At 62.2% G+C, this 25579-nt stretch carries 21 protein-coding genes and 2 pseudogenes; 10 read left to right on the top strand and 13 right to left on the bottom strand.

What is annotated here, in order from left to right; genetic code table 11:
- Window positions 1-36 precede the first annotated feature (36 nt).
- The 6 genes from DM374_RS21680 to pcaR form a co-directional block, all read right to left on the bottom strand.
- On the bottom strand, window positions 37-1326 hold the full coding sequence (locus DM374_RS21680; protein ID WP_110971740.1) for an MFS family transporter: 1290 nt from the start codon (window positions 1324-1326) through the stop codon (window positions 37-39).
- A 123-nt stretch (window positions 1327-1449) separates the two neighbouring features.
- On the bottom strand, window positions 1450-2655 hold the full coding sequence (pcaF, locus tag DM374_RS21675) for a 3-oxoadipyl-CoA thiolase (RefSeq protein WP_175652198.1): 1206 nt from the start codon (window positions 2653-2655) through the stop codon (window positions 1450-1452).
- The gene (locus DM374_RS21670) at window positions 2652-3431 is read right to left on the bottom strand and encodes a CoA-transferase subunit beta (protein ID WP_095154765.1); all 780 of its coding nucleotides are present in this window, start codon (window positions 3429-3431) and stop codon (window positions 2652-2654) included. The genes pcaF and DM374_RS21670 overlap by 4 nt, the downstream gene beginning before the upstream one ends.
- Complete coding sequence (locus DM374_RS21665; RefSeq protein WP_110971738.1) at window positions 3428-4288, bottom strand: CoA transferase subunit A; 861 nt, start codon at window positions 4286-4288, stop codon at window positions 3428-3430. Before DM374_RS21665 ends, DM374_RS21670 begins: the two co-directional genes overlap by 4 nt.
- Window positions 4289-4573: 285 nt before the next feature.
- A complete protein-coding gene (locus DM374_RS21660; protein WP_110971737.1) occupies window positions 4574-5920 on the bottom strand; it encodes an MFS transporter in 1347 nt (448 codons plus the stop codon).
- A 282-nt stretch (window positions 5921-6202) separates the two neighbouring features.
- Window positions 6203-7078, bottom strand: a complete 876-nt coding sequence (gene pcaR / locus DM374_RS21655; protein ID WP_177431591.1) for a pca regulon transcriptional regulator PcaR — start codon at window positions 7076-7078, stop codon at window positions 6203-6205.
- Window positions 7079-7642: 564 nt separating this feature from the next.
- Between pcaR and DM374_RS21650 the strand changes: the two genes are divergently transcribed.
- Together DM374_RS21650 and DM374_RS21645 are read left to right on the top strand one after the other, a co-directional pair.
- The gene (locus DM374_RS21650; RefSeq protein WP_110971735.1) at window positions 7643-7843 is read left to right on the top strand and encodes a hypothetical protein; all 201 of its coding nucleotides are present in this window, start codon (window positions 7643-7645) and stop codon (window positions 7841-7843) included.
- A 332-nt stretch (window positions 7844-8175) separates the two neighbouring features.
- Window positions 8176-9648, top strand: coding sequence for an inorganic phosphate transporter (locus DM374_RS21645; RefSeq protein WP_095154760.1), 1473 nt, complete (start codon window positions 8176-8178; stop codon window positions 9646-9648).
- Between the two features lie 56 nt (window positions 9649-9704).
- On the opposite strand, the gene DM374_RS21640 is transcribed toward DM374_RS21645, so the two are convergent.
- The gene (locus DM374_RS21640) at window positions 9705-11180 is read right to left on the bottom strand and encodes a helicase HerA-like domain-containing protein (RefSeq protein WP_110971734.1); all 1476 of its coding nucleotides are present in this window, start codon (window positions 11178-11180) and stop codon (window positions 9705-9707) included.
- A 171-nt stretch (window positions 11181-11351) separates the two neighbouring features.
- Between DM374_RS21640 and DM374_RS34435 the strand changes: the two are divergent.
- The 5 genes and pseudogenes from DM374_RS34435 to DM374_RS21620 all read left to right on the top strand — a co-directional run.
- A pseudogene (locus DM374_RS34435) lies at window positions 11352-12371 on the top strand (cache domain-containing protein); the annotation flags it as partial.
- Window positions 12372-12461: 90 nt separating this feature from the next.
- Entirely contained in the window at window positions 12462-13226 is a 765-nt protein-coding gene (locus DM374_RS34430) for a methyl-accepting chemotaxis protein (protein ID WP_404821364.1), read from the top strand.
- 152 nt (window positions 13227-13378) lie between these two features.
- Window positions 13379-14494 carry a glycosyltransferase family 4 protein gene (locus DM374_RS21630; RefSeq protein WP_404821363.1) on the top strand — a complete coding sequence of 372 codons (1116 nt, stop codon included), beginning with the start codon at window positions 13379-13381 and terminating at the stop codon, window positions 14492-14494.
- Window positions 14487-15254 carry a DUF2334 domain-containing protein gene (locus tag DM374_RS21625; protein ID WP_110971731.1) on the top strand — a complete coding sequence of 256 codons (768 nt, stop codon included), beginning with the start codon at window positions 14487-14489 and terminating at the stop codon, window positions 15252-15254. The genes DM374_RS21630 and DM374_RS21625 overlap by 8 nt, the downstream gene beginning before the upstream one ends.
- A 32-nt stretch (window positions 15255-15286) precedes the next feature.
- Window positions 15287-16126 (top strand): annotated as a pseudogene (locus DM374_RS21620) (lysylphosphatidylglycerol synthase transmembrane domain-containing protein); the annotation flags it as partial.
- Here DM374_RS21620 and DM374_RS34425 read toward each other — a convergent pair.
- Window positions 16112-16375, bottom strand: a complete 264-nt coding sequence (locus tag DM374_RS34425; protein WP_404821362.1) for a hypothetical protein — start codon at window positions 16373-16375, stop codon at window positions 16112-16114. The pseudogene DM374_RS21620 and the gene DM374_RS34425 overlap by 15 nt on opposite strands.
- 18 nt (window positions 16376-16393) lie before the next feature.
- The gene (gene purU, locus DM374_RS21615) at window positions 16394-17245 is read right to left on the bottom strand and encodes a formyltetrahydrofolate deformylase (RefSeq protein WP_110971729.1); all 852 of its coding nucleotides are present in this window, start codon (window positions 17243-17245) and stop codon (window positions 16394-16396) included.
- A gap of 308 nt (window positions 17246-17553) precedes the next feature.
- Here purU and mvaT point away from each other — a divergent pair, with 308 nt between their 5' ends.
- Window positions 17554-17934, top strand: coding sequence for a histone-like nucleoid-structuring protein MvaT (mvaT, locus tag DM374_RS21610; protein WP_110971728.1), 381 nt, complete (start codon window positions 17554-17556; stop codon window positions 17932-17934).
- A gap of 79 nt (window positions 17935-18013) precedes the next feature.
- On the opposite strand, the gene sbcB is transcribed toward mvaT, so the two are convergent.
- The 3 genes from sbcB to DM374_RS21595 form a co-directional block, all read right to left on the bottom strand.
- Window positions 18014-19441: an exodeoxyribonuclease I gene (sbcB, locus tag DM374_RS21605; RefSeq protein ID WP_110971727.1), complete on the bottom strand. Its 1428-nt coding sequence runs from the start codon at window positions 19439-19441 to the stop codon at window positions 18014-18016.
- Between the two features lie 41 nt (window positions 19442-19482).
- A complete protein-coding gene (locus DM374_RS21600; RefSeq protein WP_110971726.1) occupies window positions 19483-19842 on the bottom strand; it encodes a PilZ domain-containing protein in 360 nt (119 codons plus the stop codon).
- A gap of 146 nt (window positions 19843-19988) precedes the next feature.
- Window positions 19989-20375: a tol-pal system YbgF family protein gene (locus DM374_RS21595; RefSeq protein WP_095154750.1), complete on the bottom strand. Its 387-nt coding sequence runs from the start codon at window positions 20373-20375 to the stop codon at window positions 19989-19991.
- Window positions 20376-20578: 203 nt separating this feature from the next.
- Here DM374_RS21595 and pyk point away from each other — a divergent pair, with 203 nt between their 5' ends.
- Complete coding sequence (gene pyk, locus DM374_RS21590; RefSeq protein ID WP_095154749.1) at window positions 20579-22030, top strand: pyruvate kinase; 1452 nt, start codon at window positions 20579-20581, stop codon at window positions 22028-22030.
- A 96-nt stretch (window positions 22031-22126) separates the two neighbouring features.
- Here pyk and DM374_RS21585 read toward each other — a convergent pair whose 3' ends face one another.
- The gene (locus tag DM374_RS21585) at window positions 22127-23065 is read right to left on the bottom strand and encodes an iron-sulfur-binding ferredoxin reductase (protein WP_110971725.1); all 939 of its coding nucleotides are present in this window, start codon (window positions 23063-23065) and stop codon (window positions 22127-22129) included.
- A 421-nt stretch (window positions 23066-23486) separates the two neighbouring features.
- Between DM374_RS21585 and DM374_RS21580 the strand changes: the two genes are divergently transcribed.
- Window positions 23487-25010, top strand: coding sequence for a fumarate hydratase (locus tag DM374_RS21580; RefSeq protein ID WP_095154747.1), 1524 nt, complete (start codon window positions 23487-23489; stop codon window positions 25008-25010).
- Window positions 25011-25579: the final 569 nt, after the last annotated feature.

The following is a 25579-nucleotide window of genomic DNA, read 5'->3' as shown; positions in this document are numbered from 1 at the left end:
TTCAACGGGGCGCGCCGGTCAGGGCGCGCCACTGGGTCAATGATCGTTGTGCAGGTACGCGGCCTGCTTCGGCAGGCGCAGGCTGAACAGGAAGGCGATCGCCATCATCGCGGTAACGTACCAGTAAAAAGTGTTTTCCATGCCCATGGATTTCAGGCCCAGGGCCACGTATTCAGCGGAGCCACCGAACACTGCGTTAGCCACCGCGTAGGCCAGGCCAACGCCCAGCGCGCGCACCTGTGGCGGGAACATTTCGGCCTTCACCAGGCCACTGATGGAGGTGTAGAAACTGACGATGCACAGCGCCAGGGTGATCAGCACGAACGCCAGGAACGGGCTGGTGACGGTCTTCAGTGCCAGCAGGATCGGCACGGTGAACAGCGTGCCCAGCGCACCGAACAGCAGCATCGAATTACGCCGGCCGATCCGGTCGGACAACATGCCGAACAGCGGCTGCATGCACATGTACAGGAACAGGGCGCCTGTCATGATGAAGCTGGCGGTCTTGGCACTCATCCCGGCGGTGTTCACCAGGTACTTCTGCATGTAGGTGGTGAAAGTGTAGAAAATCAGCGAACCGCCAGCGGTGTAGCCAAGCACGGTGATGAAGGCGGCGGTGTGGTTGCGGAACAGCCCGGCGATGCTGCCGGCTTCCTTGTCGTTGCGGGTTTCGGCACTGCTGGTTTCTTCCAGCGAGCGGCGCAGGAACAGCGAGATCACGGCGGCGATGGCGCCGACCACGAACGGAATCCGCCAGCCCCAGGCGCGCAGTTCGTCCTCGCTCAGCAGTTGCTGGAGGATCACCACCACCAACACCGCCAGCAGTTGCCCGCCGATCAGCGTGACGTACTGGAACGAGGCGAAAAATCCACGCTGACCGCGCAGCGCCACTTCACTCATGTAGGTGGCGGTGGTGCCGTATTCGCCCCCTACCGACAACCCCTGGAACAGTCGGGCAACCAGCAGCAGCGCCGGCGCCCAGGCACCGATGCTGGCGTAGGTCGGCAGGCAGGCAATCACCAGCGAACCCGCGCACATCATCAGCACGGAAATCATCATCGAATTCTTGCGGCCATGACGGTCGGCAACACGGCCGAACAGCCAGCCACCGATCGGGCGCATCAGGAAGCCCGCGGCAAATACACCGGCGGTGTTGAGCAGTTGCACCGTGGGGTCGTCAGACGGGAAGAACGCCGGCGCGAAATAGATGGCGCAGAAGGCGTAGACGTAAAAGTCGAACCATTCGACCAGGTTGCCCGAGGACGCACCAACGATGGCAAAGATGCGTTTGCTGCGTTCTTCACCGGTGTAATAGGTTGAAGTCATGACTGCTTTACTCCTGGAGGGTATCACTGAGTCTAGACACACTCAGTAACACTCTCGTTCCGCCAGACAATCACCCCGGACAACCGGCCTTGCGTGGAGGCCGCCCGTCCGGGGTCATTGGTTTTACACGCGCTCGATAGCCAGGGCGAGACCCTGTCCGACGCCAACACACATGGTCGCCAGACCTTTGCGGCCACCGGTTTTTTCCAGGTGATGCAAGGCGGTGAGGATCAAGCGTGCGCCGCTCATGCCCAGCGGGTGGCCGAGGGCGATGGCGCCGCCGTTCGGGTTGACCTGCGGTGCGTCGTCGGCCAGGCCGAGACCGCGCAGCACGGCCAGGCCCTGGCTGGCGAAGGCTTCGTTGAGTTCGATCACGTCGAAGTCAGCGACCGCCACGCCAAGACGCTCGGTCAGTTTGAGGACTGCCGGGACCGGGCCGATGCCCATCACCCGTGGCGCCACACCGGCGCTGGCCATGCCGAGCACGCGGGCGCGCGGGGTCAGGCCGTGTTTCTTCACCGCTTCGGCGGAGGCAAGGATCATTGCCGCGGCACCGTCGTTGACGCCCGAGGCGTTGCCAGCGGTGACGGTCTTGTCCGGGCCGTTGACCGGCTTCAGTTTCGTCAGCGCTTCCAGCGTGGTTTCAGCACGTGGATGCTCGTCCTGCTCGACGATGGTCTCGCCCTTCTTGTGGGCGATACGCACCGGCACGATTTCTTCAGCGAAGAAGCCGGCAGCCTGGGCGGCAGCGGTGCGCTGCTGGCTGCGCAGGGCGAAGGCGTCCTGGTCGGCGCGGGACACCTGATGGTCGTCCGCCACGTTGTCGGCGGTCTGCGGCATGGCGTCGACGCCGTACTGGGCTTTCATCAACGGGTTGATGAAGCGCCAGCCGATGGTAGTGTCTTCCAGCTTCATGTTGCGCGAGTAGGCGCTGTCGGCCTTGCCCATCACGAACGGCGCGCGGGACATCGACTCGACGCCGCCGGCGATCGCCAGCTCCATCTCGCCGCTGGCGATGGCGCGGAAGGCAGTGCCCACCGCGTCCATGCCCGAGGCGCAGAGGCGGTTCAGGGTCACGCCCGGCACGCTTTCCGGCAGACCGGCCAGCAGCAGCGCCATGCGCGCCACGTTGCGGTTGTCTTCACCGGCCTGGTTGGCGCAGCCGAGGAATACTTCGTCGATCTGGTCCCACTGGACGGTCGGGTTGCGCTCGATCAGCGCTTTCAGCGGCACAGCAGCCAGGTCGTCGGCGCGAACGCCGGCCAGGCCACCGCCGAAGCGGCCAATCGGGGTGCGAATCGCGTCGCAGATAAATACGTCACGCATCACGCTTCTCCTGGCGCCTGGCCGTGGGCCGCAGCGGTACGGGCTTCGAGGTCACGCAGGGCGGTCAGCTCGACTTCGGTCGGTTCTGCGGTGGTTTCAACGTTGTCGGCGAAACGAATGGCCCAGCCGGTGGCGGCGACAATCTGCTCACGGGTCACGCCCGGGTGGATCGCGGTGACCACGAATTCGTTGGTGCCGGCTTCCGGCTCCATGATGCACAGGTCGGTGATGATGCCCACCGGCCCTTGGCCTGGCAGCCCCAGACGTTTGCGGGAGTCGCCGCCTTCGCCGTGACCGACGGAAGTGATGAAGTCCAGCTTGTCCACGAACGCACGGTTGGACTGCTTGAGGATGATCAGCACGGTCTTCGCGGAACCGGCGATTTCCGGCGCGCCACCGGCACCCGGCAGGCGCACTTTCGGCGCGTGGTAGTCACCGACCACGGTGGTGTTGATGTTGCCGAAGCGGTCGACCTGAGCGGCGCCGAGGAAGCCGACGTCAATGCGCCCGCCTTGCAGCCAGTAGCGGAAGATTTCGCCGGTAGGCACCACGGTGTCAGCGGTTTCGGCCAGTTCGCCGTCACCGATGGACAGCGGCAGTACAGTCGGCTTGGCGCCGATCGGACCTGATTCGTAGATCAGCACCACGTCAGGCGAGGACGTCAGGCGGGCCAGGTTGGCAGCCTTGGACGGCAGGCCGATGCCAACGAAGCATACGGCGCCGTTCTGCAGGCGGCGGGCGGCGGCGACGGTCATCATTTCATTGGTGGAGTAGCTCATTGTGCAGCCTCCGAAGCGCTGGCCAGTTTTGCCTTGAATTCGTTGAAGTCGGCGGTGCCACGGATGTACTGGTCGATCCAGGCGGTGAAGGTTTCGCGGTTGCGGGCGATCGGGTCCCAGGCCTGGTAGAAGCGGTTGTCGCGCTCGTAGTAACCGTGGGCGTAGGACGGATGCGCGCCGCCCGGTACCAGGCAGACCGCAGACAGCGCCCAGGTCGGCAGGACGCAGGCGTTCATCGGTGCCTGCAGGTCGTCGACGATCTCTTCGACGGTGACGATGCAGCGCTTGGCCGCCAGGGCCGCTTCTTTCTGCACGCCGAGGATGCCCCACAGCAGCACGTTGCCTTTACGGTCGGCTTTCTGCGCGTGGATCACGGTGACGTCCGGACGCACCGACGGCACGGCGGCCAGTACTTCACCGGTGAACGGGCAGGTCACGGTCTTGATCAGCGGGTTGACCTTCGGCAGGTCGGAACCGGCGTAGGCACGCAGCACCGCGAATGGCAGGCCGGAAGCGCCGGCGACGTAGGCGTTGGCCAGGTCGGCGTGGCTGTGTTCTTCGATTTCGATGTCGTGCGGCCATTGCTTCTCGACGGCATCACGCAGACGGTGCAGGGAACCGACACCCGGGTTGCCGCCCCAGGAGAAGATCAGTTTTTTCGCGCAGCCGGCGCCGATCAACTGGTCGTAGATCAGGTCGGGCGTCATGCGCACCAGCGTCAGATCCTTTTTGCCCTGACGAATGATTTCATGCCCGGCGGCGGTCGGAATCAGGTGCGTGAAGCCTTCAAGGGCAACGCTGTCACCGTCGTGGACGAACTGCTTCACGGCGTCGTGGAGCGAGAGGATTGCAGCCATGGAAGACTCCTGGATGTGCTGAGTCGAGGTCAGTTTCAAGGCGCCTTGAGCGGCGCCGGTATGAATTCAGATTAAGGCGGGGTGCGGGGCTGTTCAATCCGATAATCGGCATAGCGTTCGATTATCGAACGGATTGTTATTGAGCTAAGAGTCTGGATTGTGATGCGTTTTCAAGGGCCCTATCGCTGGCAAGCCAGCTCCCACAGGGCCTGCATGCACCAAATCTGTGGGAGCTGGCTTGTCGGGGCGCCGAACCGCAGCGATGAGGCCCTAAGCAATTAGCGATCAGGTCGCGTCCGCGTGGCTGACAATCCCCTTCACCACCACCGCCACGGTCGCCAGACCAGCTGGAATCACCAGCGCCGTCAGCACTTGCTCGAAGTTCCAGCCCAGCCCCAGCAGCGTCGCGCCCATCCAGGCGCCGAGGATCGCGCCGAAGCGCCCGATACCCAGCATCCACGACACACCGGTCGCCCGGCCCTGGGTCGGATAGAATCGCGCCGCCAGGGATGGCATGGCCGATTGCGCGCCGTTGACGCACATCCCGGCAATCAGCACCAGCGTCGCCAGCAAGGTGATGTTGCCCAGGCTCTGCCCCACCGCGTAGGCAAACACCCCGGCGAGCAGGTAGAAGGTGCCGATAACCTTGTGCGGATTGAAACGGTCCATCGCCCAGCCCACGCCCACCGCGCTGAGCACGCCGCCGAACTGGAACAACGCGCCGATGAACGCTGCCTGCTCCATGCTCGCGCCACTGTCGCGCATCAGGGTCGGCAACCAACTGGTCAGCAGGTAAACGATCACCAGACCCATGAAGTAGGTCAGCCACAGCAGCAAGGTGCCGACGCTGTAAGTGCCGGAGAAGATCACCGCCAGCACGTTGCGGCTCTTGACGGTCTTCTGTTCCGGCACAGTGAAGGCGCTGGCCTGGGCCACGGTCGCCGGGTCGATGGGCGCGAGGGTCTTGCGGATCTTCTCGATGCTGCGGTTACGCACCACCAGGAAACGCGCCGACTCCGGCAGCCACACCACCAACACCAGCGCCAGCAGCAGCGGCAGCACACCACCGATCAGCAGCAGGCTGTGCCAGCCGAACGCCGGGATCAACTTGGCCGAGATGAAACCGCCACCCGCCATGCCCAGGTTGAAGCCGCAGAACATGCTGGTCACCAGCAGCGACTTGAGGCGCTCGGGGGTGTACTCGGACAGCAGCGTGGTGGCATTGGGCATGCCGGCGCCAAGACCCAGGCCGGTCAGGAAGCGCAGCACCAGCAACTGGTCGACGTTGGTGCTGTAGGCCGAGGCCAGGCTGAAGGCACCGAATACCAGTACGGCACCGACCAATACCACTTTGCGTCCGAAACGGTCGGCCAGCGGCCCGGAGCCCAGGGCGCCGAAGACCATGCCGATCAGCGCGGCGCTCATCACCGGGCCCAGGCTCGCGCGGTCGATGCCCCAGTCCTGCGACAACGCCGGGGCGATGAAGCCCATGGCGGCAGTGTCCAGGCCGTCGAGGAAGACAATCAGAAAACAGAGAATCACCACCCGCCATTGGTAGCGCGACAGGGGCTGGGCGTTGATGAACGACTGGACATCCAGTGGCGTTCCAATAGGAGCTTGCGGACTATTCATTGTTTTTTTATCCAGAAGAAAGCGCGCGAGCACCGGAAAGGCGCGCACGTCGAAGCGAAGGCGGATCAGTTCAGTCAGACGGAAATTTCTAGCGTCCGCATCGTCGGCAGGGAGACGGGCGGCTCGGGGAAAGGGTGCGGGTCATGGGGCTATGCCTCTCGCTTCATTATTATTGACAGTCGGGGCGGGCCAACCGTTGCGAGGGACATTAATCAGGCGCACCGGACGGTGCAATTCGATAAACGCAACAGTGTGCGTTTATCGAACAGGATCGCGCCGCCGTCAGGCGAACAACTGGGTGCTGAGGTCGCGACTGGCGGACAGCATGATCGGCAGAAACCGCTGCTCCAGCTCGCTACGGCTGACCCGCCCGGCGTGGGTGCTGACGTTGAGCGCGGCCAGCACCTGGCCGGAAGCGTCATACACCGGCACGGCAATCGAACGCAGGCCCTGCTCCAGTTCCTGGTCGACGACACACCAGCCTTGCTGTCGCACCTGTTGCAGGCATTCCAGCAGCGCTTGCCGGTCGTGGATGGTGCGGCTGGTCTTGGCCTGCAGATCGGCGTGTTCGAGGTATTCGTGAAGGGTCGCGTCATCCAGCGCCGCCAGCAGGATCCGGCCCATGGACGTGCAATAGGCCGGCAGTCTGCCGCCCACCGACAGGTCTACCGAGATCAGCCGCTGGACCGTGGCCGAGCGGGCGATATAAAGGATGTCATCGCCTTCCAGGGTGGCCATGTTGCAGGCCTCGTGGAGCTGGTCGCTCATGCGGTCCAGATAAGGCTGCGCCGACACCGCCAACGGCGTCGAAGACAGATAGGCATGACCCAGCGTCAGCACCTTGGGCAGCAGCGAATAAGTGCGGCCGTCGGTGGTGGCATAGCCAAGCTTGATCAGCGTATGCAAACAGCGGCGCACTGCGGCCCGGGGAATCTCGGTGCGGTGGCTGATCTGGGCGATGGTCAGGTGCCGCTTGCGCTCCTGGAACGCCTGCACCACTGCCAGACCTCGCGCGAGAGAGGTCATGAAATCCGGATCACCGGTGAACGCCTGGATACGCCTGGCCGGCGAAGCCACGATGGGCGGGGCCAGGGACGCAAAGGAACTGCGCACGTTGTCGTTCAAACCAGGTCCTTTGGGTGTTGCTTCATCACTCATGACTCACCTCGGTCACTCACACACAAGGGCGATTATCGAACCATCGACCGATAATCGCAATTGACCGCTGACCACAATTGCTTATACCTTTCCCCAGCCACAATGTGGCTTCTTGGAGAGACTGGTCAGGTACCCACCGTAGAAGTCCCCGGGCACGGCCTCGCCCACCAGCGAGGCCGTTTTTCATTTAAAGCACAACCGACCAACCCGACCCGGATGTTTCCCGGAAGTAGTGGTGTACGCCACAACGGTTGAAACAAAGACCCTTCTTTTATTGTCCATTCTTGCAAGGCTTACTTGAACGGTATCCTTCCTGATTGCAATTGCTATACTCAAAACCTGATGCCGCCCACCCGGCGCCATCGAGAAGGGATCCAACACTGACGTAAAGTTGTCAGTTGCCGGATCCAGCGTGTCAGACGCCAGTGCGCGTCGGCACATACAGAATGTCTGTAGCTGCGACAGCCATTACTACACTGGCAACGTAGCCGCGTGCGCGTTACGCACTCTCGCAACAACGCCCTCGCGAAAAGCCAGCGTTAACTTTGATCAACAGGTAGCACTGTGACGAAAGAAGAACTGCGCGCGGAACTTGAGCGCCAGGAACAACGTTACAAGGATGTTTATGGCGGAGAAGTCACGACTTATGCCGCTCAACCCGACCCGGAACGCAAACCCTGGCGCAAACGCGCCACCGTCATGGACCAGGCGTTTGCCGAGGAACTTCGCAAGATTGAAGAGGAACTCAAGCCCGAAGAGCCCTGATGCACGCCCTTCATTAACGTGCCGCGAAGACCTCCCGGTACCTGTTCGAACAGGTACCCGGGTCTATCATTGCGCGTGCGAACATGAAACCGTAATGGATTCTCACAAATTTCATACGTTTGTTTGAAACCTTTCCGACATCAAAAGTTCATCCTGTTACCTTCAGAAAGCCACATTCTCCCGGCTTTTTGCCGACGTTTTCCGATACCCGCCGCATTCGATACCTGAACGGAACTTTCGCTGAAGCGATCAACCGGTCGGCAGCCAGTGCATCGATTACCGGGGATTTCTGGCATAATCGCGCCCCCTTATGACCGGGTCAGAAAACCTTCATGATCGAATTATTCAGCGGACTTGATGCGTGGGTACTGGTGAGTCTCCTGCTCGCCTTGACCTTCGTCCTCGCCTTCGAGTTCATCAATGGCTTTCATGACACCGCAAACGCGGTTGCGACAGTCATCTACACCAAAGCCATGCCTCCTCAACTGGCGGTCTTCGCCTCCGGGATCTTCAACTTCCTCGGGGTACTGCTGGGCGGCGTCGGCGTCGCCTACGCCATCGTTCACCTGCTGCCGGTCGAGCTGCTGATCAACGTGAACACCGGGCACGGCCTGGCCATGGTCTTCTCGCTGCTGGCCGCAGCCATCGCCTGGAACCTGGGCACCTGGTATTTCGGTATCCCGGCGTCCAGTTCCCACACCCTGATCGGTTCGATCCTCGGTGTCGGCCTGGCCAACGCCCTGATCAACGACATTCCGTTGGGTGACGGGGTCAACTGGCAGAAAGCGATCGATATCGGCATGTCGCTGGTGCTCTCGCCAATGGCCGGCTTTGTCGTTGCCGCGCTGGTGCTGCTGGGCCTGAAATGGTGGCGTCCGCTGTCGAAGATGCACAAGACGCCAGAACAGCGCCGCATGCTCGACGACAAGAAGCACCCACCCTTCTGGAACCGCCTGGTACTGATCATGTCCGCGATGGGCGTGAGCTTCGTGCACGGCTCCAACGACGGCCAGAAAGGTATTGGCCTGATCATGCTGGTGCTGATCGGTATCGTTCCGGCGCAGTTCGTTCTGGACCTCAACAGCACGACCTACCAGATCGAGCGGACCCGCGACGCAACCCTGCACCTGAGCCAGTTCTACGAGCGCAACCACGAAACCCTGGGCGAATTCCTGGCCCTGGGCAAGGCCGCCAAGGGCGATCTGCCTGAGCAGTTCAGCTGCAACCCGCACCAGACCGAGCCGACCATTGCCGCGCTGCAGCAGTCGCTGGCAGGCGTGACCGACTACCGCGCCCTGAGCTCCGAGCAACGTGTCGAAGTACGCCGCTACCTGCTCTGCCTGGACGACACGGCGAAGAAGGTCGGCAAGCTGCCGGTCCTGCAACCCCGTGAAAAAGCCGACCTCGACAAGCTGCGTAAAGACCTGACCGCCACTACCGAATACGCACCGTTCTGGGTGATCCTGGCCGTCGCCCTGGCGCTGGGCCTGGGCACCATGGTTGGCTGGAAGCGCGTGGTACTGACCATCGGCGAGAAGATCGGCAAGCAGGGCATGACCTATGCCCAGGGCATGTCGGCGCAGATCACCGCAGCCTGCGCGATCGGCATGGCCAACATCTTCAGCCTGCCGGTATCGACGACCCACGTGCTGTCCTCGGGTGTTGCCGGCACCATGGTCGCCAACAAGAGCGGCCTGCAAGGCGGCACGGTCAAGACCATCCTGCTGGCGTGGGTCCTGACCCTGCCAGCCACGATGGGCCTGGCGGCGGGACTGTTCTGGCTGGCGACCAAGTTCATCAGCTAAAACTCACCGCACTGAAAAAGGCGTCGAAGGACGCCTTTTTCATGCCTGCGAAAACACTATTTACGCTTGCTGCCCAGCAGCGACCCCATCAAACCGCGCACCAACTGCCGGCCAAACTGGTTCGCCGCCTGGCGCACCGCAGACTTGATTGCCTGCCCCGCCGCACTTTGCAAGAACTCACCCGCCTTGTCGGCCAGGCTCTCTTCTTCTTTCTGTGCCGCCACCGGCGTGTCGGGGGCCTCGCCCTTGCGCGCCGTGAGCATTTCGTAGGCGGACTCGCGATCAATCGGCTTGTCATAACGCCCGGCCAATGGCGACGCGGCAATCAGCGCAGCGCGTTCGGCCTCGCTCAACGGACCGATCCGCGATTGCGGCGGCGCGATCAACACCCGCTCGACCATCGCCGGTGTGCCCTTGTCCTGCAGGGTGCCGACCAGCGCCTCGCCAATGCCCAGTTCGGTCAGCACTGCCAGGGTGTCGAACGCCGGGTTTGGGCGGAAACCATCCGCCACCGCGCGCAGCGACTTCTGCTCCTTGGCCGTGAACGCCCGCAGCCCGTGCTGAACCCGCAGGCCCAACTGCGCCAGCACATCGTCCGGCAGGTCGCCGGGCGACTGCGTGACGAAATACACCCCGACGCCCTTGGAGCGGATCAGCCGCACCACCTGCTCCAGCCGATCCTGCAATGCCTTGGGCGTGCCATTGAACAGCAGGTGCGCTTCGTCGAAGAACAGCGCCAGCAACGGTTTATCGGCATCGCCGCGCTCCGGCAGTTGCTCGAACAACTCGGCCAGCAGCCACAGCAGGAACGTCGCATAGACCTTGGGCGCCTCGTGAACCAGACGGCTGGCATCGAGCAGATGAATCCGCCCACGCCCATCTGCGGCGGGGTGCAACAGGTCTTCCAGTTGCAGCGCCGGCTCGCCGAACAGCGCCTCGGCGCCCTGCTGCTCCAAGGTTGCCAGCCGACGCAGCAGCGCTTGAGAAGAACCGCTGGTCATCAGTGCGCTGTCTTCGCCGAGCACTTGCGGGTTGTCCTTCAAGTGACCGAGCAGCGCCTTGAGGTCCTTGATGTCCAGCAGCAACAGCCCTTCTCGGTCGGCCACCTTGAACGCCGCATACAGCGCGGCCTGCTGGCTGTCGTTCAGTTCCAGCAGGTTGCCCAGTAACAGTGGGCCCATTTCACTCAGGGTCGTGCGCAATGGATGGCCGGACTGACCGTGAATGTCCCACAGGGTTACCGGGTACGCCTGCGCCTGGTAATCGAGGAAAGGCATCCCGGCGATGCGCTCGGCGATCTTGCCTTCGGGCTTGCCCACCGCACCGAGGCCACACAGGTCGCCCTTGACGTCTGCGGCAAATACCGCCACCCCGGCATCGCTGAACGCCTCGGCCAGATGTTGCAGGGTCACGGTCTTGCCAGTACCGGTGGCACCGGCCACCAAGCCATGGCGGTTGGCCAGACGCATGGCCTGCGACACGGGTTTTCCACCCAGGTCGCTACCAATCACGAATTGCGAAGAATCTGGCATGTTTTTTCATCCTCCATTTAAAGCTTTGGTACGACTCAGCCGATACCGAAGTGTGATTGATTACCTGAAAGTGAGGAAAAACCCGACACGGATAGGGGACATACGCGGCTTCAAAGCTGCTCTTTCGTGCGAACGACCCGAACTTCAAGACCTTAGCGGACCCAACACGCCATGAACAAAAACCTCCGTTTCAGCCACAAGATATTGTTGGCCGCCTCGCTGATCGTGATGATCGCGTTCTCGCTCTTTACGCTGTACAACGATTACTTGCAGCGTAATGCGATTCGCGAAAACCTGGAGAACTATCTTCAGGAAATGGGCGATACCACGGCAACCAACATCAAGAACCTCTTCGATGGCCGGATGCTCCTGGTAGAAAGTGCTGTTCAGAACATTGCCGCCGACCCGCAGAATGCCGGCAACCTGCTCGGCCAGAAAGCACTGACTTCAAGTTTCCTCACTATTTACCTGGGTCACCCCAATGGTGATTTCACCATTCGTCCCTTGATGAAAATGCCGGACGGCTATGACCCGCGCGTCCGTCCCTGGTACAAGGACGGCCTGGCCGCCGGCAAGACCATCCTGACCGAACCCTATATCGACATGAGTACCGGCAAGATGGTGATCTCCATCGTTTCGCCGGTCTCGCCGCAAGTCGGTGTAGTGGGTGGCGACCTGGCGCTGGATGGCCTGGTGGAAATCATCAACTCGCTGAACTTCGGCGGCATGGGCTACGCCTTCCTGGTCAACGACCAAGGCAAGATTCTGGTCCACCCGAACAAAGACCTGACGATGAAGTCGATGACCGACGTGTTCCCGCAGAACACGCCGCGCCTGAGCAAGGATCCGGTTGAAGTCGAACTCGACGGCAAGACCCGTATCCTCAGCTTCACCCCGGTGAAGGGCTTGCCGTCGGCGAACTGGTACATCGGTCTGTCCGTAGATAAGGACAAAGCCTACGCAATGCTGAGCAAGTTCCGCACCTCGGCGGTCGTTGCCACCATTGTTGCGGTTGGCTTCATCATCGGTCTGCTGGGCTTGCTGATCAGTGCCCTGATGCGCCCGCTGCACACCATGATCCGAGCGATGGAAGGCATTGCCCAGGGCGAGGGCGATCTGACCCGCCGCCTGAACATCCACAACCACGACGAATTCGGCATGCTCGGCAAGGCCTTCAACCACTTCGTCGGGCGTATCCACGAGTCGATCCGCGAAGTAGCCTCGGCCACCGAGCACGTCAACGAAGTGGCCCTGCGCGTGGTCAGTGCCTCGAACTCGTCGATGGTCAACTCCGACGAGCAGACCAACCGCACCAACAGTGTCGCCGCGGCGATCAACGAGCTCGGTGCGGCCGCCCAGGAAATTGCCCACAACGCCGCCCAGGCGTCGCAACAGGCAAGCTCCGCGCGGCACCTGGCGGAAGAAGGCCAACAGGTCGTGGACCGCAGCATTCAGGCGATGAACCGTCTGTCGGACATGATTTCCACGTCCAGCAGCCACATCGAGACGCTGAACAGCAAGACCGTGAACATCGGTCAGATCCTCGAAGTGATCACCAGCATTTCCCAGCAGACCAACCTGCTGGCGCTGAACGCCGCCATTGAGGCCGCGCGTGCCGGTGAAGCCGGTCGCGGCTTCGCGGTGGTCGCCGACGAGGTGCGCAACCTGGCTCACCGCACCCAGGAGTCGGCGCAGCAAGTGCAGGGCATGATCGAGGAACTGCAGGTCGGCGCCCGCGAGTCGGTGGAAACCATGGGCCAGAGCCAACGCCACAGCCACGACAGCGTGTCCATCGCCAACCAGGCCGGCGAGCGCCTGAACAGCGTGACCCTGCGCATCGGCGAGATCGACGGCATGAACCAGTCGGTCGCCACCGCGACCGAAGAGCAGACCGCCGTGGTCGACTCGATCAACATGGACATCAACGAAATCAACATGCTCAACCAGGAAGGCGTCGAGAACCTGCAATCGACTCTGCGCGCCTGTTCCGATCTGGAAGAACAGGCCGGTCGCCTGAAGCATCTGGTCGGCAGCTTCCGCATCTGACCCTCCCCCCACCCGGCGGCGCAATGCCGCCGGGCCCTTGATCGCCGATCGAACAAACTATCCTTATGAAAGGTCAACCTTAGGGCGCGTCATCGCGGCAGCCAGTACGCCGGATGACAGTCTCTGAAGACGATCCCGGAGGGATGCTGATCGTGCATATCGCGGACATCACCATGTTCTACGCCCCCGCCAGCGGCGGAGTGCGTACCTATCTTGATGCCAAACATCGACGCCTTGGGCTGACCCCGAACGTGCGCCACAGCCTGTTGATCCCCGGCGCCAGCGCCTGCCAGCACAACGGCATCCACGAAGTCCCCGCACCTCCCCTGCCCTTCGGCAACGGTTATCGCTTTCCCCTGCGCCTTGCACCCTGGTGCAACGTGTTGCACGAACTGCAACCGGACCTCATCGAGGTCGGTGACCCCTACCTCACCGCCTGGGCCGCGCTCGGCGCGCGCCGGCGCCTGGATGTGCCCGTGATCGGCTTCTACCACTCCGACCTGCCGCTGCTGGTAAGCAACCGCATGGGCAACTGGTTCACCCCCAACGTCGAAGCCTATGTCAGCAAGCTCTACGGCAATTTCGACCGGGTCCTGGCGCCCAGCCAGGTGATGGCCAGCAAGCTGCGCAGGCTTGGCATCGACAATGTCCATGTGCAGCGCCTCGGGGTCGATCTCGTCACCTTCCATCCAGACCATCGCGATCCGGGCCTGCGCGCCGAATTGGGCGTGCCGGACGACACCCGCCTGCTGGTGTTCGCCGGGCGCGGTTCGCGGGAGAAGAACCTGCCGGTGCTGCTGGACTGCATCCAGCGCCTGGGCAAGCCGTATCACCTGTTGCTGGTGGGTTCGCATATGCCCGCCCATGTGCCGGACAACGTCACCGTCTTCGATCACTTCCGCCCGGCCAGCGAAGTGGCGCGGCTGCTGGCCAGCGCCGACCTGCTGGTACACGCCGGCGATCAGGAGACCTTTGGCCTGGTGATCCTCGAAGCGATGGCCAGCGCCATTCCGGTGGTGGCGGTGGCGGCCGGGGCGTTTCGCGAGATTGTCGATCCCGGCTGCGGCCAACTCTGCGCCCCGGGCGACGGGCAGGCGATGGCCACCGCCGTGACCGAAGTGTTCGAGCGAAATGTGACCGTCCTCGGCCAGCGGGCGCGCCTGCATGTGGAACAGCATTACAGCTGGGATAGCGTGGTCAGCGGCCTGCTGGAGCATTACCGGGCCGTGCTCGGCTACAGCAACCTGCCGGTACGCGCCCATGCCTGATTCCAATTCCGCCCCCGAGCGCAGTGTGTTGCTGGTGCTGCACGATGTGGCGCCGCAGACCTGGCCGGATTATCAGCCCTTTGTCGAGGCGGTGGACGCCCTCGGCAACATTCCCATGACCTTGCTGGTGGTACCCGACTTCCATAAGTGCAACGCGCTGGAAAACGCCCCCGACTTTCGCCGCGTCATGGATCAGCGCCTGGCCCGTGGCGACGAGCTGGCCCTGCACGGCTACTACCACGCCGACGACGGCCCGCCGCCGCGTTCGCCCGGCGAGTACTTCATGCGCCGTATCTATACCTGGGAAGGCGAGTTCCACAGCCTCGATCAGGATCAGGCCTTACAACGGCTGAGCGCCGGGATCGAGGTGTTCGAGCGGATGGACTGGCCCCTGAGCGGCTTCGTCGCACCCGCCTGGCTGATGAGCGAAGGCACGCGGCAGGCGCTGCGCAAACTGCCGCTGCACTACACCAGCGATCCGCAGCATTTATATCGCCTTCCCGATTTCAGCACGGTGAAAGCCCCGGGTCTGGTCTGGAGCGCTCGCAGTGCCTGGCGCCGGGGCCTGTCGAAAATGGTCTGCACGTATCAGGAAAGCCGCCAGCAACAGGCCAACACCCTTCGCCTCGGCCTGCACCCGGTGGACATGCGCCACGGTTTCTCCCGGCGCTATTGGCTGCAGGCACTGCAACGCCTGCTGGCGGACGGGCGCACGCCCATGACCAAGATGGCCTGGCTGGCCAGCAGGCCCGGCCCGTGAATCGCATCGGCTGGTTGCTGGCGGCGCTGGTCATGGCGGCGCTGGTGCCAGTCGTGCTCGGCGGCAGCGAACTGCTGCCGCGGCTGCGCAGTTTCCCGCCCGGTCTGCTGTTGGCGCTATTCGGCATGATCGTGCTGTGCTGGACCCTCAACGCCATGCGCCTGCGTCTGTTACTGGGCAGCCAGGGCGAGAAGATCAGTCGGCTGCGCAGCCTCGGCGTGATCATGGCTACCGAGTTCGCCATCTGCTCCACGCCGGGTGGCAGCGGCGGGCCGCTGACCCTGATGGCGCTGCTGTCCCGCGACCGGGTGCGCCCGGCCCACAGCGGCGCGGTGTTCGCCATGGATCAGCTGAACGACTTGCTGTTCTTCCTCTTCGCCGTCCTGGGAATCGTCGTCTACACCCTGTTCCACAGCTTCAATCGCAGTCTTGAAGGGCTGCTGATCAGCAGCGCGGTATTGATGCTGGCCACCTTGGGACTGGGCCTGGTGCTGGTGCGCTGGCGACGGGGGGTGATGCGGTTCAACGGCTGGCTGTTAAAGCGCGTGAAGGTTTCGCCCCTGACCCGGCGTCGCTGGGCGCGGCGCCTGCTGCATTTCTTCCGCGCCTTCCGGGCCACCCTGCGCCTGCCACGGCGCGTCCTCGCGCTGGTGTTCGGCCTGACCTGCCTGCACTGGGCGCTGCGCTACAGCGTGCTGTATCTGGTATTGATCGGGCTGGGCGGAAATCTGCAGTGGATAACGAGCTTCCTGGTGCAGGTGCTCTCGTTGAGCGCCGGGCAAGTCAGTCTGCTGCCCGGGGGAGCCGGCGCCGCAGAGCTGACTTCGGCCACGCTGCTGACGCCCATGGTGGGCAAATCAACGGCGGCGGCGGCGGTGCTGGTCTGGCGGGTGGTGACCTACTACTTCTACCTGGTCGCCGGCGGGCCAGTGTTCCTCTGGCTGCTCGGTCGACCGCTGCTCGAGCGCATCACCCGCTAACTGCGCCTGCCACAGCTCGGCGGCACCGGGAAACTCGGTGCCATCCTCGCTGCTCAGCGCGTCAGGGTCGTAACGACTCAGGCAGCCCTCGCCCAGGGTAGGCGGGGCATGGGCGGCGGCTTTATCCAGAGGATCACGCATCGCACCGCCCTCGTGCTGTCAGTTGAAGACCACAGTCTTGTTGCCGTGCACCAGCACGCGGTCTTCCAGGTGATAACGCAGGCCGCGGGCCAGCACCATCTTCTCGACGTCACGGCCGAAACGCACCATGTCTTCGATACTGTCGCTGTGGCTGACACGCACTACGTCCTGCTCGATGATCGGACCGGCGTCCAGCTCTTCGGTGACATAGTGGCACGTCGCGCCGATCAGCTTCACACCGCGCAAGGACGCCTGGTGATACGGTTTGGCGCCAACGAAGGACGGCAGGAAGCTGTGGTGGATGTTGATGACCTGCTGGGCATATTCCTGGCACAACTGCGGCGGCAGGATCTGCATGTAGCGCGCCAGCACCACGACATCGGCACGGTGTTCCTTGACCAGGCGCGACACTTCGGCGAAAGCCGGTTGTTTGTCTTTCGGATCGACCGGTACGTGGAAGAACGGAATGCCGTGCCACTCGACCATGCTGCGCAGGTCGTTGTGGTTGGAAATCACGCAGGGAATATCGTAATCCAGCTCATTGCTGTGCCAGCGGTGCAGCAGGTCGGCCAGGCAGTGGGACTCGCGGCTGGCCATCAGCACGACACGTTTCTTCTGGTCGGTGTCGGTAATCCGCCAGGTCATCGAGAATTCTTCGGCGATTGGCGCGAACGCCTCGCGGAAGCCTTCGATATCGAATGGCAGGGTATCGGCACGGATTTCGTGACGCATGAAGAACCAGCCGCTCTGGTCATCGGAGTGATGGTTCGCTTCGTTGATCCAGCCATTGTGGGACGCCAGGAAATTACTGACTTTGGCGACAATGCCGACACGGTCAGGACAAGCGATCACCAGCCGATAGGTACGCATGCAGGGGGCTCCAGAAACTCGCAAAGGCGCACATTCTAACGATTGCCCGGCAAAACAACAGTATTGATGTGACGTCCGGCCTCATCCGCGGCATGCCCGAAGACGGGGCACAACATCGCCCGGAAACGACCGATGGATTAAAAAGTTGGGTATTTTCCGCCGCACACATTTGTAAATTTCTATCTCTACAATCTGCCGTAGCAAACAAACATTGAAATCCCCTCGCACTTGTATGTTTACTTGGTCACATTGTCTGACTATTATTGCCCCACTGTTTATCCCGAACTACCTAATCCAAGGAATGCCGCATGTCCCTGATCAACGAGTATCGCGCGACCGAAGAAGCCATCAAAGAACTGCAAACCCGCCTGAAGAATCTGTCTGAAGACGGCAAGCTGCAGACCGAACTGGAATTCGAAAAGAAGCTGCGTGAGCTGATGGGGGCCTACGGCAAATCCCTGCGTGACGTCATTGCCCTGCTGGATCCGGAAGCCAAACTGAACAAGGCACCTCGTAGCACCGCAGCTAAACCAGCCGGCACCAAGCGCGCGCGCAAGGTCAAGCAATACAAGAACCCGCACAACGGCGAAGTCATCGAAACCAAAGGCGGCAACCACAAAACCTTGAAAGAGTGGAAAGCCAAGTGGGGCGGTGATGTTGTTGAAGGCTGGGCAACCCTGCTGGGTTAATTCCCGCTTCCTGCCTTGCGGATTCATGAAAAACGCCAGCATCGCTGGCGTTTTTTTATTTACCTATCCTTTACACATCTTATAGCGCCAATCGTTGTTTCAACGCTTGCGCGTGGCTGCGCCACTCCTCCAGCAACACTCGTTTCGCGCCGTCAACATCCCCTAGCGCCTGCGCCAAAGCGGTTTCGAACGCCGCCAGCGTATGCGGTGCGCCCATCGCTTCATTGGTCAGGCGCTGCCGGCAGAATTCACGCCATTGCAACTGCTCTTGTTCACTAAGGGTCGCCGGAAAGTTCCTGGCCCTATATCGGAACAACAACTCGGACAACCGCGAGTCATCGAACATCCAGCGCTCACCGGCCAATTGTTGTGGGTCGACACTGCGCACCTGCTCGCACAAACGTCGATCACGATCGCCAAAGAATCCGTCATATAGCTGTTGTTCCGGGTCTTCGCTCGCAGCGAACTCACCAGCAGAATAAATTGACGCCAATTTATTCTCCCACTGCGCTTTCGCGGCAATCAGCTGTTCACTGCGCCGTAGCAAGTCAGACATATCCAGCCCTAAACGCTGCTGATCTTCAGCGCGCAATACCGCCAATGGTGCCAGCACCGGGCAACGGTTGACGTGTACCAACTTGAGGGGAACCGACAGTTGTCCGTCAGGCATTTCCTCACGTCGCGTGTATAAACGCTGACGCAATACTTCGGAATCCTCTGTCAACAGCGGCTCAATGCTCTGATGAAGATCACAAACAATCAGTGCGTTGCGATTAGCCGGGTGCCAGCCCAGCGGTAGCACCACCCCCAGATAATTACGCGCGGCCGAGAAGCGTCCGGAAATATGTACCAGGGGCTGCAACAGGCGAATCTGGTCGAGGACTTTCTGTTTACTGCGCAGGGCAAACAACCAGTCGTAGAGACGCGGTTGTTTCTCCCGGATCAAACGGGCCAGGGCGATGGTGGCTCGCACATCCGAGAGCGCTTCGTGCGCCTGGCCATGCTCGATGCCGTTGGCCGCGCTGAGCAGTTCCAGACGCAGGCTGACCTTGCCGTCCACCTCCGGCCATTGAAAACCTTCCGGGCGCAGGGCATAGGCAGTGCGCACCGTGTCGATGAGGTCCCAGCGGGTATTGCCGCCCTGCCACTCACGGGCGTACGGGTCGAAGAAGTTGCGATAAAGGCTGTAGCGCGTCACTTCATCGTCAAAGCGCAGCGTGTTGTAGCCCGCGCCACAGGTACCAGGCCGGGACAGCTCGGCATGCACCCGGGTCATGAAATCGGCTTCGGCCAAGCCGTCCCTGGCCAGTTGCGCCGGACTGATACCGGTGATCAGACACGCAGCCGGGTGCGGCAGAATATCGTCGCTGGGCTGGCAGAAGAGATTGACCGGAGCCTCGATCTCGTTGAGGTCCAGATCGGTACGCACGCCTGCGACCTGCAAGGGCCGGTCGCAGCGTGGGTTGATGCCGGTGGTTTCGTAGTCGTGCCAGAAAATGGAGCTCACGGCGGGCCTCGTCCTGAACGGGGAAATCGCCGAAGTCTAACTCAAGCCGACGCGCTCAACGGGCGGAAACTGAAGTAGCCGCGCAGGGCTTCCACCAACTGTTCGTACTCCCGCGGCGCCTGCAACAACATGAAACCGGAATCGTAGAAGCCTGGACTTTCGTCCTCGTGGCACCACAGACAACTGGCAGTGAGGTTGACCCGCTGGACCCCGTCGGTGCGGCTCGGGATCCTGAGTTGAAGTTCGAAGTCAGGGCCGACCAGCAGTGGCAGGTTGCTGATCAGCATCAGGCCGTCTTCCGAAGCATTGCCCAGGTAACCAATGGGCTGATCCGTGAAGCGGTTGAATACCTTGAGGAAACAGGGGAGCAGGTGACGCTCTATTCGGCGCTCTGTATGCATGGCGAGGATCGCAATGGATGACCCTTTGAGCAGGGTCGCGCTAGTGCCGCTCTTGTACAGATGTGAACTCTTTGTACACAGTCTGTTTCAATCAGAGTAGCGCAGACTGGTACAAAGGTTCCACCGCAAAAATGCCCCGGCGCTTATCAGCGAAGAGGCGTCACGCCCACCGGATGGGTCACCGCTGCTTCACCGGCGCGGTAATGCCCCAACTGCTCCAGGGTCTCCAGACGCGCGCGGGCGCGGTAGGCGTATTCGTTCTGCGGGTACTGCTGAATGATGAACTGGTAGGTCTGCGCCGCGTCGACGAACAGCTTTTGTCGCTCCAGGCACTGGCCGCGCAGCATCGAGGCTTCCGGGTGAATGAACGGACGCGCGCGGCTGGTACGGTCGACCTGCGACAGCTCCAGCATGACGCGCTCGCAATCGCCCCGGTCGTAAGCCCGGTAGGCGTTGTTCAGATGATGGTCCATGGACCAGCGGGTGCAACCGACGACGCTGGTCGCCAGCGCCAGGATGATCAGGGCTCGCATGGGGGTTCTCCTTTGCTGAGCACTATATCGGCGTTTTCCTACAAATCTATAGCCGCTGTCAGGTTTGACTGCAGTGGCCCGACAACGCCCGTGATGGCCGTTCAAACGCCACCCACACCCCTCCCAAGGTAGTGCAAAGGAACAATGACTACAGCGTTTTTCAGGAGTAGCCTTTCGCTGCGCTTCACTACAGGAGTCTGTGCATGACCATCCGCCGTACCAAAATCGTCGCCACCCTTGGCCCCGCCAGCAATTCACCGGAAGTGATCGAACAACTGATCCTTGCCGGCCTGGATGTCGCCCGCCTGAACTTCTCTCACGGCACCCCGGACGAGCACAAGGCTCGCGCCGTGCTGATCCGTGAAATCGCCGCTCGCCACGGCCGCCATGTGGCGCTGCTGGGCGACCTGCAAGGTCCGAAGATCCGTATCGCCAAGTTCGCCAACAAGCGTATCGAACTGAAGGTCGGTGACCGCTTCACCTTCTCCACCGCACACCCGCTGACTGCCGGTACTCAGGAAATCGTCGGCATCGACTATCCGGATCTGGTCAAGGACTGCGGCGTCGGCGACGAACTGCTGCTCGATGACGGCCGTGTGGTCATGCGCGTCGAGACCGCCACCGAAGATTCGCTGCACTGCGTGGTACTGATCGGCGGCCCGCTGTCGGACCACAAAGGCATCAACCGCAAGGGTGGCGGCCTGACCGCGCCGGCCCTGACCGAGAAAGACAAAGCCGACATCAAGCTGGCTGCGGAAATGGACGTGGACTACCTGGCCGTTTCCTTCCCGCGCGATGCATCCGACATGGAATACGCCCGTCGCCTGCGTGACGAGTCCGGCGGTACCGCCTGGCTGGTGGCCAAGATCGAACGTGCCGAAGCCGTGGCCGACGACGAGACCCTCGACGGCCTGATCCGCGCCAGTGACGCGGTGATGGTTGCCCGTGGTGACCTGGGTGTGGAAATCGGCGACGCCGAGCTGGTGGGCATCCAGAAGAAAATCATTCTGCACTCGCGCCGCCACAACAAGGCTGTGATCGTTGCGACCCAGATGATGGAGTCGATGATCCAGAACCCGATGCCGACCCGCGCGGAAGTGTCCGACGTTTCCAACGCCGTGCTGGACTACACCGACGCCGTCATGCTTTCCGCGGAAAGTGCTGCCGGCCTCTACCCGCTGGAAGCGGTGCAGGCCATGGCGCGGATCTGCCTCGGCGCTGAAAAGCACCCGACCAGCAAGACCTCCAGCCACCGCATGGGCACCCAGTTCAGCCGCTGCGACGAAAGCATCGCGCTGGCCGCCATGTACACCGCCAACCACTTCCCGGGCGTGAAGGCGATCATCGCCTTGACCGAGAGTGGCTACACCCCGCTGATCATGTCGCGGATCCGTTCCTCGATCCCGATCTTCGCCTTCTCTCCACACCGCGAGACCCAGGCCCGCGTGGCGATGTTCCGTGGCGTCTACACCGTGCCGTTCGACCCGGCCGCACTGGCGCCGGAGCAGGTCAGCCAAGCGGCGGTGGACGAGCTGCTGAAGCGCGGCGTGGTCAAGCAGGGTGACTGGGTGATCCTGACCAAGGGCGACAGCTACCACACCATCGGTGGCACCAACGGCATGAAGATCCTGCACGTCGGTGACCCGCTGGTTTGATCCGGCTGCTGTAAATGAAAACGCCCGGCCTTAGAGCCGGGCGTTTTTGTTTATGGCCAGTGGGGCTGTATTGGGGCCGCTTTGCGGCCCCGAAAATCACGCATGCCCGACAAACAGATCCGAATACACCTGATTCCTCGGCACACCCGCCAGAAACAACCGCCGCGAAAACTGCTCCACACTCCCCGGCGATCCGCAGACCAGCGCCACCGTCTGCCGCGACTGCACCTTCAATGAGGCCAGGGCCGCCGGCAGCTCATCCGGCGTCACCAGTTCAACCTGCACCTGCGGGTGCTGCTCCGCCCTCTCCCGCAATGCCGACGCCAAATAATGGCTGTCCCGGTCCCGCGCCAGGTGCAACAGACGAATTGGCCCACGGTGCTCCTGACGCAACGCTTCGCGCAAAATGCCCCACAACGGCGCCAGCCCGGTGCCCGCCGCCAGCAGCCAGAGCGGCCGTTCCTGCCAGTCCGGGTCGTAATGCAGCGCGCCGGCACGCAGTTCGCCCAGGCGCAGTTCCATACCCACCGAAAACGCCCGCGCCGAGCGACAGAACGCTCCGGGATGACGGCAATCGATATGAAACTCTAAATACGGATCCTCGCCCGGCACGCTGGCCAGCGAATAAGGCCGGGCCACGCCCTCGGCATTCCACAGCAGCAAGTGCTGGCCCGCCTGATAGCGCAGGCCGTTCAACGGTTGAAGGCGCAAGCGCAGCACCTCGCCGCCCAGCCAGTCGGCGGCCAGCACCCGCGCCGGCTGACCGTCGCGGTGCGGATCGAACAACGCCACGCGCAGGTCCATCTCGACCCGGCATTGGCAGGACAACCGCCAGCCCGCATCCCGCTGCGCCAGGCTCAGCGCCTCCGGGCTGGCGTCTGCGGGTTCACCGTCGAGACAGCGCACCAGGCAGGCATGGCAACTGCCGGCGCGGCAGCTATAAGGCACGGCACAACCCGCCTCGTTGAGGGCGTCGAGCAGGTTGCTGCCCGCCGCCACCGACCAGTGGCGCTCGCCTACACGCAGTTCGGGCATTGCTGTTCTTCTCCTGGGAATATTCTTCGGCCAATCTAGGCTCTGTACGAAACGCATCCGAACTCGGCCATGCTGCGTTGAAAACAGGCTCGGAATGCTCATTGACAACCAGTCAACTCCGCTTCCTCGCCTGCTTTCGCCTTGCCTAGCCTTCGCTCGAATACATTTCGTACAGAGCCTAAGCCTGTTACTCAAGACAGGCCAGCGCTCGCAGCAAAACCAGCAAGATCAATGCCGGGCGATAACCGACCATGGTTGGACCACTGGCGCGTGTACCAAAAGCCGAGCCGCGCTATACTGCCGCGCCTTTTTTGCGTCGGACACCCCGTCCTGGCGCGTCTGAAAGGTCGTTTCGACAACTCGGCCTGTCCGCGTCGGAATACCTTATTGAATGTTCCCGTGTTTAAGAGGAGCGCGCTGCATGACCGTGATCAAGCAAGACGACCTGATTCAGAGCGTCGCCGATGCCCTGCAATTCATTTCGTACTACCACCCCGTTGATTTCATCCAGGCGATGCACGAAGCCTATCTGCGTGAAGAGTCGCCCGCCGCGCGCGATTCCATTGCCCAGATCCTGATCAACTCGCGCATGTGCGCCACCGGCCACCGCCCGATCTGCCAGGACACCGGTATCGTCACCGTGTTCGTCCGCGTCGGCATGGATGTGAGCTGGAACGGCGCCACCATGAGCGTCGACGACATGATCAACGAAGGCGTGCGCCGCGCCTACAACCTGCCGGAAAACGTCCTGCGCGCCTCGATCCTGGCCGACCCGGCCGGTGCCCGCAAGAACACCAAGGACAACACCCCGGCAGTCATCCACTACTCCATCGTCCCGGGTAACACCGTGGAAGTGGACGTGGCGGCCAAAGGCGGCGGTTCCGAGAACAAGTCGAAAATGGCCATGCTCAACCCGTCCGACTCCATCGTCGACTGGGTGCTGAAGACCGTTCCGACCATGGGCGCCGGCTGGTGCCCACCTGGCATGCTCGGCATCGGCATCGGCGGCACCGCCGAGAAAGCCGCGGTCATGGCCAAGGAAGTGTTGATGGAGTCCATCGACATCCACGAACTGAAAGCCCGTGGCCCGCAGAACCGCATCGAGGAAATCCGCCTCGAGCTGTTCGACAAGGTCAATCAGCTGGGCATCGGTGCCCAGGGCCTCGGCGGCCTGACCACCGTGCTCGACGTGAAGATCATGGACTACCCGACCCACGCAGCGTCCCTGCCGGTCTGCATGATCCCGAACTGCGCCGCCACCCGTCACGCCCACTTCGTCCTCGACGGTTCGGGCCCTGCCGAGCTGGAAGCGCCATCGCTGGACGCCTACCCGGAAATCGTCTGGGAAGCCGGCCCGTCGGCCCGTCGCGTCAACCTCGACACCCTGACCCCGGAAGACGTGCAGAGCTGGAAGCCGGGCGAGACCGTCCTGCTCAACGGCAAGATGCTCACCGGCCGCGACGCTGCGCACAAGCGCATGGTCGAGATGCTCAACCGTGGCGAAGAGCTGCCGGTCGATCTGAAAGGTCGCTTCATCTACTACGTCGGCCCGGTCGATCCAGTGCGTGAAGAAGTCGTCGGCCCAGCCGGTCCGACCACCGCAACCCGCATGGACAAGTTCACTCGCCAGATCCTCGAGCAGACCGGTCTGCTGGGCATGATCGGCAAGTCCGAGCGTGGTCCGACCGCGATCGACGCGATCAAGGACAACAAGGCCGTTTACCTGATGGCCGTCGGCGGCGCTGCGTACCTCGTGGCTCAAGCGATCAAGAAATCCCAGGTGCTGGCGTTCGCCGAACTGGGCATGGAAGCGATCTACGAGTTCGAGGTCAAGGACATGCCAGTGACTGTCGCGGTCGACAGCAAAGGTGAGTCGGTGCACATCACCGGTCCTGCGATCTGGCAGAGCAAGATTGCCGAAAGCCTGGCGGTAGAAGTGAAGTAAAGCTGCGAGCTTGAAGCGGTAAGTTTCAAGTGAAAGGCAAAAGCGGTGGGGGTTTCCCTGCCGCTTTTTTATGGGCTTTGGCTTGGGGGCTGTGAACTTATCCGTTGGATGTGGCGCCGCTGCCGGCCCCTTCCGCCCTTACGGCGGCCGACTTTTTTCTTGGAAAAAGTAGGCAAAACCGCTCGCTCCCGCATCCGGCCCTACGCTGCGCTTCGGGTCCCCTCGCTACGGCGCCTTTCGGGGCCACGCGGCCTACGACTTGCAAGCAAGTCTACATCTCGCGTCTTCGGCTACGCCGAAGGGTGCTTCGCACCTGCCCCTACAGGCACCTCCGCTCGGCCTCCTGAAGTCGCGAAGTTACGGGCGGCGTCTGGGCTGACGGATCTTCGAAATCAGAATCTAACTAACAGGCGTACCCCAAGGCGCTCTTGATCTTCGTACGCGAAAGTCCAGACGCCACAAATTGCGACGTCAGGAGGCCGAGTGGAGGTGTCTGAAGGGGCAGATGCGCAGCATCCTTCGGCGCAGCCGAAGACGCGAGATGTAGACTTGCTTGCAAGTCGTAGGCC

This window comes from Pseudomonas huaxiensis, from assembly GCF_003231275.1.
Lineage (GTDB): Bacteria > Pseudomonadota > Gammaproteobacteria > Pseudomonadales > Pseudomonadaceae > Aquipseudomonas > Aquipseudomonas huaxiensis.
Note: the sequence above shows the minus strand (reverse complement) of the source record. Positions and strands in the feature narration are given on the sequence as shown.

Bases quoted from the DNA above. Each gene is read 5' to 3' on its own strand.
- DM374_RS21680 (WP_110971740.1), bottom strand. From the start codon at position 1,326: ATGACTTCAACCTATTACACCGGTGAAGAACGCAGCAAACGCATCTTT.
- DM374_RS21670 (WP_095154765.1), bottom strand. From the start codon at position 3,431: ATGAGCTACTCCACCAATGAAATGATGACCGTCGCCGCCGCCCGCCGC.
- DM374_RS21665 (WP_110971738.1), bottom strand. From the start codon at position 4,288: ATGGCTGCAATCCTCTCGCTCCACGACGCCGTGAAGCAGTTCGTCCAC.
- DM374_RS21660 (WP_110971737.1), bottom strand. From the start codon at position 5,920: ATGAATAGTCCGCAAGCTCCTATTGGAACGCCACTGGATGTCCAGTCG.
- pcaR (WP_177431591.1), bottom strand. From the start codon at position 7,078: ATGAGTGATGAAGCAACACCCAAAGGACCTGGTTTGAACGACAACGTG.
- DM374_RS21645 (WP_095154760.1), top strand. From the start codon at position 8,176: ATGATCGAATTATTCAGCGGACTTGATGCGTGGGTACTGGTGAGTCTC.
- DM374_RS21640 (WP_110971734.1), bottom strand. From the start codon at position 11,180: ATGCCAGATTCTTCGCAATTCGTGATTGGTAGCGACCTGGGTGGAAAA.
- DM374_RS34430 (WP_404821364.1), top strand. From the start codon at position 12,462: ATGGTCAACTCCGACGAGCAGACCAACCGCACCAACAGTGTCGCCGCG.
- DM374_RS21625 (WP_110971731.1), top strand. From the start codon at position 14,487: ATGCCTGATTCCAATTCCGCCCCCGAGCGCAGTGTGTTGCTGGTGCTG.
- DM374_RS34425 (WP_404821362.1), bottom strand. From the start codon at position 16,375: ATGCGTGATCCTCTGGATAAAGCCGCCGCCCATGCCCCGCCTACCCTG.
- purU (WP_110971729.1), bottom strand. From the start codon at position 17,245: ATGCGTACCTATCGGCTGGTGATCGCTTGTCCTGACCGTGTCGGCATT.
- mvaT (WP_110971728.1), top strand. From the start codon at position 17,554: ATGTCCCTGATCAACGAGTATCGCGCGACCGAAGAAGCCATCAAAGAA.
- DM374_RS21600 (WP_110971726.1), bottom strand. From the start codon at position 19,842: ATGCATACAGAGCGCCGAATAGAGCGTCACCTGCTCCCCTGTTTCCTC.
- DM374_RS21595 (WP_095154750.1), bottom strand. From the start codon at position 20,375: ATGCGAGCCCTGATCATCCTGGCGCTGGCGACCAGCGTCGTCGGTTGC.
- pyk (WP_095154749.1), top strand. From the start codon at position 20,579: ATGACCATCCGCCGTACCAAAATCGTCGCCACCCTTGGCCCCGCCAGC.
- DM374_RS21585 (WP_110971725.1), bottom strand. From the start codon at position 23,065: ATGCCCGAACTGCGTGTAGGCGAGCGCCACTGGTCGGTGGCGGCGGGC.
- DM374_RS21580 (WP_095154747.1), top strand. From the start codon at position 23,487: ATGACCGTGATCAAGCAAGACGACCTGATTCAGAGCGTCGCCGATGCC.